At 62.6% G+C, this 11,887-nt stretch carries 8 protein-coding genes and 1 pseudogene; 5 read left to right on the forward strand and 4 right to left on the reverse strand.

The window, feature by feature from the left end; translation table 11 throughout:
- Positions 1–60: 60 nt before the first annotated feature.
- Positions 61–1,359, forward strand: a complete 1,299-nt coding sequence (locus tag SJY40_RS08645) for an NAD(P)-dependent oxidoreductase (protein ID WP_378945099.1) — start codon at positions 61–63, stop codon at positions 1,357–1,359.
- A 37-nt stretch (positions 1,360–1,396) separates the two neighbouring features.
- Positions 1,397–2,698 carry an NAD-dependent dihydropyrimidine dehydrogenase subunit PreA gene (gene preA, locus SJY40_RS08650; RefSeq protein WP_378945102.1) on the forward strand — a complete coding sequence of 434 codons (1,302 nt, stop codon included), beginning with the start codon at positions 1,397–1,399 and terminating at the stop codon, positions 2,696–2,698.
- A 28-nt stretch (positions 2,699–2,726) separates the two neighbouring features.
- On the opposite strand, the gene SJY40_RS08655 is transcribed toward preA, so the two are convergent.
- The 3 genes from SJY40_RS08655 to SJY40_RS08665 are packed head-to-tail and all read right to left on the reverse strand — an operon-like array spanning position 2,727 to position 6,109.
- Positions 2,727–4,199: a carboxypeptidase M32 gene (locus SJY40_RS08655; protein ID WP_378945104.1), complete on the reverse strand. Its 1,473-nt coding sequence runs from the start codon at positions 4,197–4,199 to the stop codon at positions 2,727–2,729.
- Positions 4,196–5,341, reverse strand: a complete 1,146-nt coding sequence (gene ctaA / locus SJY40_RS08660) for a heme A synthase (RefSeq protein WP_378945106.1) — start codon at positions 5,339–5,341, stop codon at positions 4,196–4,198. Before ctaA ends, SJY40_RS08655 begins: the two co-directional genes overlap by 4 nt.
- A 39-nt stretch (positions 5,342–5,380) precedes the next feature.
- Positions 5,381–6,109, reverse strand: coding sequence for an RNA methyltransferase (locus SJY40_RS08665; RefSeq protein WP_378945108.1), 729 nt, complete (start codon positions 6,107–6,109; stop codon positions 5,381–5,383).
- A gap of 69 nt (positions 6,110–6,178) precedes the next feature.
- Here SJY40_RS08665 and SJY40_RS08670 point away from each other — a divergent pair, with 69 nt between their 5' ends.
- Entirely contained in the window at positions 6,179–6,781 is a 603-nt protein-coding gene (locus SJY40_RS08670; protein ID WP_378945111.1) for a thiamine phosphate synthase, read from the forward strand.
- A gap of 16 nt (positions 6,782–6,797) precedes the next feature.
- Here SJY40_RS08670 and SJY40_RS08675 read toward each other — a convergent pair whose 3' ends face one another.
- On the reverse strand, positions 6,798–8,408 hold the full coding sequence (locus SJY40_RS08675) for a Na/Pi cotransporter family protein (protein WP_378945113.1): 1,611 nt from the start codon (positions 8,406–8,408) through the stop codon (positions 6,798–6,800).
- Positions 8,409–9,151: 743 nt separating this feature from the next.
- Here SJY40_RS08675 and SJY40_RS08680 point away from each other — a divergent pair.
- Both SJY40_RS08680 and SJY40_RS08685 read left to right on the forward strand, forming a co-directional pair.
- On the forward strand, positions 9,152–10,837 hold the full coding sequence (locus tag SJY40_RS08680; protein ID WP_378945115.1) for a BCCT family transporter: 1,686 nt from the start codon (positions 9,152–9,154) through the stop codon (positions 10,835–10,837).
- Positions 10,838–11,043: 206 nt separating this feature from the next.
- A pseudogene (locus SJY40_RS08685) lies at positions 11,044–11,801 on the forward strand (IS5 family transposase).
- The last annotated feature ends 86 nt before the right edge of the window (positions 11,802–11,887 follow it).

Consider the following 11,887-nt stretch of genomic DNA (forward strand, 5'->3'; position numbering starts at 1 on the left):
AAAATGTCCCAAGCAAGACTGTCGCCCGGTGTCGTGCCGGGTTGACTGACCCCCGAACAGATGGCCGCGAATTTTACCGATGTCGCGCCGCCTCTGGACCGGCACGAGGCGCATGTCGCCGCCGACCGCTGTTATTTCTGCTATGATGCGCCCTGCATCACGGCCTGCCCGACCTCGATCGATATTCCGCTGTTCATCCGGCAGATCGCGACCGATACGCCCGATGCCGCCGCCATGACGATCTTTCACGCCAACATCCTTGGCGGCATGTGCGCCCGCGTCTGCCCCACCGAAAACCTATGCGAAGGCGCCTGCGTCCGTGAAATGGCCGAGGGCAAACCGGTCGAGATCGGCGCGCTGCAGCGCTATGCCACCGACGGGTTGATGGCGCAGGAGGGTCACCCCTTTATCCGCGCCGAAGCCACCGGCAAGCGCATTGCCGTCGTCGGCGCAGGCCCCGCAGGTCTGGCCGCAGCCCACCGTCTGGCCGCCAAGGGCCATGACGTCACCATCTTCGAGGCACGCCCCAAATCCGGGGGTCTGAACGAATACGGCATCGCCAGCTATAAATCCGTCGATAACTTTGCACAGGCCGAGGTTGACTGGCTGATGGGCATCGGCGGCATCACCGTCCAGCACGGTCAGGCCTTGGGCCAGCAGATCACGCTGGAAACCCTGCAGGCCGATTACGACGCCGTGTTCCTTGGCATGGGTCTGGGCGGCGTCAACGCGCTGCGCACGACGGGCGAAGACCGCGACCATATCACCGATGCGGTCAGCTTCATCCGCGACTTGCGGCAGGCCAGCGACCTGACCACCCTGCCCGTCGGGCGCGATGTGGTGGTGATCGGTGGCGGTATGACGGCGGTCGATGCGGCCGTGCAGGCGAAACTGCTGGGCGCGGAAAACGTGTCCATCGTCTATCGCAGGGGTCAGGATCGCATGGGGGCCAGTCGGCATGAACAGGACCACGCCACCGCATCCGGTGTGCGCCTGATCTGCAACGCAGCGCCCGTGGCGATCCATGGCAACGGTGCCGTGGCGGAAATCGAGTTCTGCTATACCGCGAATGGCCCCGACGGGCTGACCATGACCGACGACCGCTTCCGTCTGAAGGCCGATCAGGTGTTCCGCGCCATCGGCCAACGACTGGACGGCACCCCTGATGCGATGCAGCTGGAGGGCGGCAAGATCGCCATCACCGGCCCCGGTCGCACCAGCATCGACGGTGTCTGGGCGGGCGGCGATTGTGCGGCGGGTGGCGACGATCTGACGGTGACCGCCGTGGCCGAAGGCCGCGATGCCGCCGAAGATATCGACGCCCATCTGACCGGTCGCCCCGTCAGCATCCCGGGCTGAGGCCCATCCCATTCGCGCATGAAAAAGGACGCTGAACATGGCAGATCTGCGCAGTAATTTCATCGGGATCAAATCCCCGAATCCGTTCTGGCTGGCCTCGGCGCCGCCCACCGACAAGGAATACAACGTCCGCCGCGCCTTCCAAGCTGGTTGGGGCGGTGTCGTCTGGAAGACCCTAGGCTCCGAAGGCCCGCCCGTCGTCAACGTCAACGGTCCCCGCTATGGCGTGATCCACGGTGCCGACCGCCGCGTCCTGGGCATCAACAACATCGAACTGATCACCGACCGCCCGCTGGAGGTGAACCTGCGCGAGATCAAATCGGTCAAGCGCGACTATCCTGACCGTGCGCTGATCATTTCGCTGATGGTGCCCTGCGATGAGGAAAGCTGGCGCGACATCCTGCACAAGATCGAGGATACCGGCGCCGACGGGGTCGAGCTGAACTTCGGCTGCCCGCACGGCATGGCCGAACGCGGCATGGGCGCCGCCGTGGGTCAGGTCCCGGAATATATCGAGATGGTCACGCGTTGGGTGAAAAAGCACAGCCGCATGCCCTGCATCGTCAAGCTGACCCCGAACATCAGCGACGTGACCAAACCCGCCGAGGCCGCCAAGCGCGGTGGCGCGGATGCGGTCAGCCTGATCAACACGGTGAACTCGATCACCTCGGTCGATCTGGACCTGTTCGCACCCCAGCCGACCATCGACGGCAAGGGCAGCCATGGCGGCTATTGCGGTCCGGCGGTCAAGCCGATCGCGCTGAACATGGTTGCCGAAATTGCCCGCAATCCCGAAACCGCAGGTCTGCCGATCAGCGGCATCGGTGGCGTGACGACATGGCGCGACGCGGCTGAATTCATGGCGCTTGGGGCGGGCAACGTGCAGGTCTGCACGGCGGCGATGACCTATGGCTTCAAGGTCGTGCAGGAAATGATCAGCGGGATGCACGACTATCTGGACAGCCGCGACATGCGGATGTCGGATCTGATCGGCCGTGCCGTGCCGAACGTCACCGACTGGCAGCATCTGAACCTGAACTATGTCACCAAGGCGGTGATCAATCAGGATGACTGCATCAGCTGCGGTCGCTGCTATGCCGCCTGCGAGGACACCAGCCACCAGGCCATCGCCATGAGCTCGGACCGCGTCTTCAGCGTGATCGAGGAGGAATGCGTCGCCTGCAATCTGTGCGTCGATGTCTGCCCCGTCGAGGATTGCATCACCATGCGCGAACTGGAGGTGGGCGAGATGGACAAGCGCACCGGCATCCCACGCGGCGAATACGCCAATTGGACGACCCATCCGAACAACCCGATGGCCACTCAGGCTGCCGAATAAAGGAAGGGGGGCAAATCGCCCCCCTTTTTCACAGCCCGTAGATGCCTTGGAACTTGTCTTCCAGATAGGACAGCAACGGTTCGGGGCTGATCGGCTGGCGCGAGGCTTCTTCGATCAGCTGCGCGGGCGGCAGCAGGCCACCATGGCGCTGGACATTTTCACGCAGCCATTCGGTGCCCTGCGAGGCATCGCCCTGCGCCAGACCTTCGTCCAGATCCGGCACATCGTCCCGCATCGCCTGATTCAGACAGCCCGCATAGACATTGCCCAAGGCATAGGTCGGGAAATAGCCGAACAGGCCCACCGACCAATGGACATCCTGCAGAACGCCATTGGCAGGCCGGTCCACGGCCACGCCGAAATCGCGCAGGAAGCGGCTGTTCCACGCCTCGACCAGATCATTGGTGTCCAGCCGCCCCGAGATCAGGTCGCGCTCCAGATCGAACCGCAGCATGACGTGCAGGTTATACTGGACCTCATCGGATTCTGTGCGGATGTAGCCCGGCGTCACGCGGTTCACGGTGGCATGGAAGGCATCGGCATCGGCGATGTTCAGCCCGTCGAAAGCATGCGACATGCGGTCGAACAGCCAGCCGGTGAAGGCACGCCCCCGCCCCATCTGGTTTTCATAGATGCGGCTCTGGCTCTCATGCACACCCATCGACACGCCGCGCCCCAAGGGCGTGAAGGCGTAATCGGGGTCGATCCCCTGTTCATAGCTGGAATGCCCGACCTCGTGGATCGTGGAATAGAGGCAGTTGAACGGGTCCGTTTCCACGACACGCGTGGTGATCCGGCTGTCCTGCCAACGACCGCTGCTGAAGGGATGGACCGCCAGATCCATACGGCCCCGCGTCCAGTCGTATCCGAAGGCACTGGCGCAGGCGCGCGACAGGCGCATCTGGGTTTCCTGCGGGAAATGCCCCGACAGGGCCTGCGGCTGGCGTTCGGACCCCAGCACGTCGTCGCGCAGCGCGACCAGACGCGGGCGCATCTGGTCAAACAGGCTGGCCAGACGCGCGCCGGTCATGCCGGGCTCGTAATCCTCCAACAGCGCATCATACAGATCGCCGGAATCAGCCAGCGCGGCAGCTTCCTCGCGCTTCAGCATCAGGACCTGATCCAGTGTCGGCAGGAAATCGGCAGGTGCGTCCTTGGCCCGCGCATCCGCCCAGATGCCTTGGGCCAGCGATGTCAGCCGCGCCAGTTCGGACGCCAGCCGCGCCGGAATGCGGTTGGTGCGCGCGTAATCGCGGGCGATCAGATCGACGGCGCGCTGGTCGGACGGCGTCACGGGTTCAGCCGCGTCCAGCCATTCGCCGATGCGCGGATCGGTGCGGCGTTCGTGCAGCACCTCCTCCATCGCGCCCATCTCCTCGGCGCGCTGTTCGGTGGCGCCGCGGGGCATCACGGTTTCCTGGTCCCAGCCCAGCCGTTCCGCGACCGAGGACAGCGCCTCGGTCTGGCGCTGGAAGGCAATCAGATCGTCAAGCGCGCTCATCGCAGGGTCCCCCTGATGGATGTTTCAATCGGATAGCGGGCATGGTGCCGCGCCCGCAAGATCAGCGAAAACAGCACCACGGCCCCGATCTGGTGCGACAGCGCCAGATCCAGCGGCGAGGCATGGATGACGTTCATGATACCCAAGCCCACCTGCGCGGCAACCGCCACGATCATCACCGTAAAGGCACCGCGCGTCACCTTATGCGGCGATTTGCGCGACCGCATCCAGACGACCACGGCGAAGATCGCCACCAGATAGCCCATCATGCGGTGGATGAACTGCACCAGCGCCGGGTTTTCGAAGAAATTGCGCCAGCCCAACGTGCCGTCCCAGATGGCCGATGGAATCCATTCCCCGCCCATGGTCGGCCAGCCGGTATAGGTCCGGCCCGCGTCGATGCCCGCGACCAGCGCGCCGATCAGGATCTGTAGGAAGGCCATGTGCAGCAGGCCGGTGGACATGCCGAACAGCTTGGCCTCGCCGGCGCGGCGGGCGCGGATCAGTTCGGCCTCGGACCGCGACAGCTGCAGCGCGTACCATGCGATCAGGCCCAGGATGACGAAGGCGATGCCTAGATGGGTGGCCAGGCGGTACGAGGCCACACGGGTCATCCCCTCGACCAGACCCGAACTGACCATCCACCAGCCGATTGCGCCCTGCACCCCGCCAAGCGCGCCCACGGCCAGCAGGCGCGGCTTCCAGCCGGCAGGAATGCGGCCCGTCGCCCAGAAGAACAGGAAGCCCACGGCCCAGACCAGCCCGATCAGGCGTCCCAACAGGCGGTGCGACCATTCCCACAAATAGATATACTGGAAATCGCCAAGCGACATGCCGGCGTTGACCTCGGTATATTGCGGGATCTGCTTATAGGCCTCGAACTCGGACTGCCAATCGGCATGGTTCAGGGGCGGCAGGGTGCCGGTGACGGGGGCCCATTCGGTGATCGACAGGCCCGATCCGGTCAGGCGGGTCGCGCCGCCAAGCGCGATCATCGCCAGCACCATCGCGAACAGCACCATCAGCCACAGCCGGATCGCGCGACGCGCACCTTTAGGGCGGGCGTCGATCATGCCGGTGGTCTGGACGGGGCGGCTGGCAGAGGTGTCCGAGACTTCCTCGAAGACGGGGCGCTTGGCCATCGCTTGGCTCCTTTGCGTCGGGCAGAGGTTAGGGGGTGCCTATCGGCGGGTCAATTGGCGCAGGACGCCATGCAGCATCCGCACGTCGCCGCGCGTCAGGTTCAGTCGCGACCACATGTTGCGCATGTTCAGGCGCATGGATGCGGCCTTGGTTTCGGGGAAAAAGAACCCGGCATCCGACAGCTGTTCGTCATAGTGATCGCCAAGACGCTCGATCTCGACGCGGTCGGCGATGTCCTGCGCGTCGCTGCGGCGCAGATGCGGATGCGGTTCGGGCGGCAGGATGTCGCGGCCGTATTCATACCCCATCAGCAGCACCGCCTGCGCCAGGTTCAGCGACGGAAATTCCGGGTTCACCGGCACCGTGACGATGGCATTGGCGCGCGCGATATCATCGTTTTCCAGACCCGTGCGTTCGGGACCAAAGATGATGGCGCTGCGACCTTCGTGGTTGCGCGCCTGTTCCATGGCGGTGGCGGGCGTGTGGACGGGCTTGGTCAGCTCGCGCCCGCGGGCGGTGGTGGCATAGGCATAGTCGATGCCCTCCATCGCCTGCGCCAGTGTCGGATAGACCTTGGCCTGATCCAGCACCCGGGCTGCTGCCCCCGAGGCCATCGCGACGGCCTTGGGATTGGGCCAGCCGTCGCGCGGTTCGACCAGCCGCATCTCGGAAAAGCCGAAATTCAGCATGGCACGCGCGGCTGCGCCTATATTTTCACCCATTTGCGGGCGAACCAGAATAATGACAGGATGACGTTCGATTTGCATGATCTGGCAAATAGTCCGTCTGGCGGCGCGCGGCAAGCTGCGCTATCTGCGACACAAAGGAGACACGCCATGACCGATGCCTCGCAATTGTACCTGATGACCCCTGCCGGCGCGCAGGCCCACGCCCTTGGCCCGATGCTGGCCGAAGTGATGGATCGTTTCGCGCCATCCTGCCTGCGCATCCGCGGCGGCGGTGAGGAAGACGAACTGGGCCGTCTGGCCGACATGGCGCGCGAAATCGCCCATGCGCGCGACGTGGCCGTGGTGATCGACGACCACGTCAAGCTGGCCCTGCGCCACGGGCTGGACGGTGTGCATCTGAACGACGGGTCGCGCAGCGTGCGTTATGCCCGCAAGGAACTGGGCGAGGATGCGATCGTCGGCGCCTTCTGCGGTGCCTCGCGCCACGAAGGGATGAATGCAGCCGAAGCGGGCGCCGACTATGTGTCCTTCGGTCCCATCGGGGAATCCGCGCTCTACAAGAACGAAGTCGTCGATCTGGAACTGTTCCAGTGGTGGTCGGAAATGATCGAGGTTCCGGTCGTGGCCGAGGGCGCGATCACCCGCGACCTGATCGCCCAGCTGTCGCCGATCAGTGATTTCATCGCGCTCGGCCCCGAACTGTGGACACAAGACGACCCCATCGCGGCCCTGTCGCAGCTGTGGGGATAAGACGCAAAGGGGGCTGCTAGCTGCCGCGCAGACGGCTTTCGAACAGCAGCCCCTCCTCATCCAGGATCGGATGCGCGACCGAGATGAAATGCGCGTTGATGCGCTTCAGATCACGCAGGATGTCCAGATGCACCGATGACGTCTCGCGCGTTTCGCGCACGCCTTCGCGCAGCCGGATCAGATGTCGCTGGGACGACTGGCGTTCCAGATTCCTGATCTCGACCTTCAACCCCATCAGGCGGCGGGCCAGTTCGCTGTCGCGCGTCATGAAGACGGTCTGCGCCAGACGCAGCACTTCGAAGGTCTGCAGGAACATGCTGTCCAGTTCCTGATAACCCTCGTCGGAGAAACGCAGCTGCAGCCCGACCTTCTTGCGGACCTGCACGGCCAGCCCCCGGTCGATGATGTCGCCCACATGTTCCAGATTGATAACATAGTCCAGAATGTTGATTGTATGGCGGCGTTCGGCCTCGGTCGCGCCACGCCCCAAGCGTGATAGATAGGTCTTGACTTGCTGCTGCCGCAGATCGACGCGGCTTTCCAGCGTGACGACCTCCTCCAATGGGGCCGAGTTGCTTTTGCGGAAGGCCACGCGGGTCTGTTCCAGCATGCGTTCGATCACGTCGCCGATGTCCAGTGCCTGTCGGCTGGCCCCGGCCAGTGCCATCTGTGGGGTCTCCAACGCGGCTTCATCCAGCCATTGCGGAGCGTTTTCGCCTTGCGGTTCCTGATCGGGCAACAGCTTGCGCAAGGTCAGCGTCAGCGGGCGCGCCAAGGGCCAGACCAGCGCCGCCAGCAGCAGGTTGAACCCCAGATGCGCCATGACCGCCAGCCCCGCATAGGGCATCCCCGTCAGCGCCTGCCCCGCCAGCCCCGCAAATGGCAACGCCAGCAGCGAACCACCCGTCCGCACAGCCAGATTGCCGATCGTCAGACGGCGCGTCGCCGCCTTGGACCGCAGGGTGGCCAGCACGGGCGGTACGGCACCACCGATATTGGCCCCCAGCACCATCACCACCGCCAACCCCGGCGGCAGATCCAGCGACAGCACCAAAAGAACCGCCGCCAGCGAAGAGGAACACATGATCGCAAGCCCCGTCGCGAACAGCAGCGCCACCGGCCATGCCTGATCCAGCAGCACGATGAAGCCCGCCATCGCAGGTGCCGCGCGCAAGGGTTGCGTCGCCACCCCCAGCAGCGTCAGCGACACCAGCATCAGGCCGATCCCCATCAGCGCCCTGCCCGTCCCCGCCCATGTGGCATTGTCGCGCCGCGACATCACATAGCCCGCCAAAAGCAGGAAGGGGCTGATCGCCTCGATCCCGGCCGAAACGATCAATGCCGTCAGCGCCGTCCCGACATTCGCCCCCAGCAGCACGATTTGCGCCATCCGCCCCCGGATCATCCCCCGGTCCACGAAGGATGCCGTCAGCAGCGCCGTCGCCGTCGAGCTCTGCAGCCCAAGCGTCGCCACCAGCCCCGACAGAAATGCCCGCCAACCCGTGCGCGTGCCCAAGCCGATCGCGGTCTTCAACCGCAACCCGAAGGCCTTGGTCGCACCGTCGCGCACCAACCCCAGACCGAACAGCAGCAGCGCGACCGCACCGCCGATTTGAATGAATGCCAAGACCGAAGCCAACGCAGACCCTTTCTACCCAACCGCCATCACAAAGCGCTTGGAACACTTTGGAAAAGCTTGCCAGTTTACGTGCACAGGTCAAGCCCCAGGGTTCAGAACCCTATGTTGAAAACATGCAAAACATGACGTTAGCGGCCAGAGCGACAGCAGAGGCGTATATTTCCGAGCATCTGTGATGTTCCGTACCGACATGCCTACAGTCGTGCAAATCGTCTCGCAGCTATGCGTCGTCACAGCGCCAGCCTGCCAGAAACGACGCGACCCGAGGCATGTCATTTGAATACTGACGCGCCGATATCATCATCGGCCTGAAAGATGCTTCCAGTCCTTCATGACCGCTGGTTGGATTGTGGCGAAGCTATTCCCTAGCAGTTTTCGACCGCGGACTGACTTCCGGACGACCGGGGGTACGGTGCGGATCTATCGCGCCAAGCCGATATCGGAAAAGGGTAGCCCCCCGGACCTCGGGTCGAAAGCCACCCCACAAACCCGTCGAATACGCCAAGCCCCACCATCAAAAAGCGCAACCAGTTCGAAAACGCTTTCAGGTGCATGACGGACATAGGCATCCTGACCAACATCTTTTGCGTATTAGTCCTGCACCCGAGGAGCTATCCTTCCTTCAATCCCTGTAAAATTATCGTATTCACTGCAATATGAAAAAATTTCTCTTTCTCTCGACCCAAAAGCGGAGCTGATGAATGTCAGACGAAAATACGCTTAGCCCACCGATGACCGAGCTTGATATCAAGACCGCCGATGGCGGTTTCTACGATGGCTTTTCAACATCGGTCGCAGTGCCTGCCAAGATCATCATCTCGATCCTTGTGGTTTGGGCCATCTTCTGGCCGGTCCAGTCCGGTGCGGTGCTGAACAGCATGAACGCCGCCATCCTCGAGGTTTTTGCCTCGTGGTACATCTGGCTTGTCGCCTTCTTCGTGACGGTCAGCGTCGTTCTGGCGCTCTGGCCCTCGGCCGGTCGCCTCAATCTGGGGCTCGAGGACGAAAAGCCCGAGTTCACCTATTTCTCGTGGTTCTCGATGATGTTCGGGGCCGGTATCGGTGTCGGCATGCTGACATGGGCCGTGGCCGAGCCTGTGTCCCATTTCGGTTCCAATCCGCAGACGATCATGGGGCTGGCAACCGCCAAGACCGAGGACAACATCCGCTATGCCTATCAGTGGTCGTTCCTGCACTGGGGCTTCAGCGCTTGGGCCTGCTATGCGATCTGCGGCCTGTCGCTTGCCTTCTTCAGCTATCGCCGTGGCCTGCCGCTGACCATCCGTTCGGGCCTGACGCCGCTGTTCGGTCAGGCACTTGCCGGCATCCTTGGGCATGTCATTGATGTGGTTGCCGTCGTCGCTACCATCCTTGGCGTCGCGCAAACCTTAGGGTTCGGCGTCGACCAGTTCGTTGCCGGACTGACGCGTATCGGCATCGGTGGCATGGTGAGTGCCGAAGGTGGTGCATCCACGGCGGGTGTCATCGTCGCCTTGCTGGTCATCATGGGCCTTTCCACGCTTTCGGCTCTGTCGGGCGTCGGCAAGGGCATCAAATGGCTGTCGAACCTGAACATGGTTCTGTCGATCATTCTGCTCGGGTTCTTCATCATCTTCGGCGCGACGTGGTTCGGCTTCAACGCGATGTTCATCGGCCTTTGGGATTACATCATCGCGCTTCCGGGAATGAGCATCAACGTCTTCAAAAGTGACGGCGTCGAAGGATCCGAGGCCTCCCTGCTTGCGCAATGGCAAGGGTGGTGGCCGGTATTCTACTGGGCTTGGTGGATCGCCTTCGCGCCTTTCGTGGGTCTGTTCCTTGCACGGATCTCTCGTGGTCGGACCATCCGCGAATTCGTTCTGGGCGCGCTGATCGTACCCGCGCTGATGTGCTTCGTCTGGTTCGCATGGGCCGGTGGCACCGCCATCGATCTTGAGCTTAACGGAGGCGCAAACGGCGTGATCTATGATGCGGCAAACGGCGACAAGATATTCGCGATGACCGAGTTCATGCTGTCGCCGATCTCCGAGGCTCTCTCTTACGGCTTCACCTTGCTGATCGTTGTCCTGCTGCTGACCTTCCTTGTCACCTCGGCGGACTCGGCCGTGCTGATCGTGAATACGATCAACGCAGCGGGGGACGAAGGCCCCAAGTCGCGTCCCCACATCCTGTTCTGGGGTGCCGCGCTGGCGCTTGTGGTGGCGGGATTGCTGATCTCGGGCGGAACCTCGGCGATCCAGACGGCGATGGTGATCGGCGCACTGCCGTTCTCGATCGTCATGGCGCTGATGGCCGTGGCGCTGCTCAAGGCAATCTACAACGACACCCGTCGCGAAAAAGCGGGCGTCCCCACGACCTTCGACAATATCGAAGGCGCAACCGGCAACGGTCTTTCATCCGGTCTCTCCTCAGACTAATCCGAAAGAGGCATTTTACAGGGTCGCCGCGTCTTCGTGGCGACCCTCGCTATTTTGTAGGCGTTGATAAACCCAGATTCCCGAGATCGAAACAGTAGAACTGCACACGGCCCTTTGGTACTATATGGTTTAGGCTGAGGACCCATTAATGGGCTTGTGGCTCCACTTGCGGCGTGATTCACGCTCTCCAACTATAGGAGGGTGTAGTGAGCAATCTTTTCTGGCTAAGCGATGAGCAGATGGCACGGCTCAAGCCGTTTTTTCCGAAAAGTCATGGCCGTCCACGGGTCGATGATCGTCGCGTGTTGAGCGATTTTATTTTCATCAATCTCAATGGGCTGCGATGGAGCGATGCACCGAAGGAATACGGTTTATCCTAGACATTCTACAACTGCTGGGAGCGTTGGAGCGGGATGAGGGTGTTCGGCCGAATTTTCGAGGGGCTGGCGGCCGAAGCAGTGAAGCCGACGACTGTCATAATCGATGCGACCTACCTGAAAGCACACCGCACGGCCTCTAGCCTGCGAAGTAAAAAGGGGGATGCGGGCGCCTGATCGGCCGCACCAAGTGTGGGATGACCAACAAGCACCACGCGGTGACCGCTACGAAGGGACGCCCGATCAGGTTCTTCATGTCTGCCGGCTAGGTTGGTGATTACACTGGGGCGGCAGATCTCCTGGGAGGTCTGCCAGGTGGGCAGTGGCTACTTGCTGACCGAGGCTATGATGCCGATTGGTTCCGCGAAGCCTAGCAGGACAAGGGAATCAAGGCATGTATTCCCGGCCGCAAGGCGCGCAAGATCCCCATCAAATACGACAAGCGCCGCTACAAACGCCGCAACCGGATCGAAATCATGTTTGGCAGGCTCAAGGACTTGCGACGCGTGGCAACCCGCTACGACAGAAGCCCAAAGGTCTTCCTCTCAGCCGTCGCTCTAGCCGCTACTGTGCTGTCCTGGTTATGAGCCCTGAGACTAGGAGCCCCGGTAACGATCCGGGCCCACGACGCTGATCTGGCGCTATTCAGGGCGTATAAAACCCCGCCGCTCAT

The sequence above is a fragment of the Paracoccus sp. R86501 genome, assembly GCF_042466435.1.
Classification (GTDB): Bacteria; Pseudomonadota; Alphaproteobacteria; order Rhodobacterales; family Rhodobacteraceae; genus Paracoccus.

What these genes read in the sequence shown, in the direction of transcription:
- SJY40_RS08645 (WP_378945099.1), top strand. Translation starts at nt 61, where the DNA reads ATGGCCGCGAATTTTACCGATGTCGCGCCGCCTCTGGACCGGCACGAG.
- preA (WP_378945102.1), top strand. Translation starts at nt 1,397, where the DNA reads ATGGCAGATCTGCGCAGTAATTTCATCGGGATCAAATCCCCGAATCCG.
- SJY40_RS08655 (WP_378945104.1), bottom strand. Translation starts at nt 4,199, where the DNA reads ATGAGCGCGCTTGACGATCTGATTGCCTTCCAGCGCCAGACCGAGGCG.
- ctaA (WP_378945106.1), bottom strand. Translation starts at nt 5,341, where the DNA reads ATGGCCAAGCGCCCCGTCTTCGAGGAAGTCTCGGACACCTCTGCCAGC.
- SJY40_RS08665 (WP_378945108.1), bottom strand. Translation starts at nt 6,109, where the DNA reads ATGCAAATCGAACGTCATCCTGTCATTATTCTGGTTCGCCCGCAAATG.
- SJY40_RS08670 (WP_378945111.1), top strand. Translation starts at nt 6,179, where the DNA reads ATGACCGATGCCTCGCAATTGTACCTGATGACCCCTGCCGGCGCGCAG.
- SJY40_RS08680 (WP_378945115.1), top strand. Translation starts at nt 9,152, where the DNA reads ATGACCGAGCTTGATATCAAGACCGCCGATGGCGGTTTCTACGATGGC.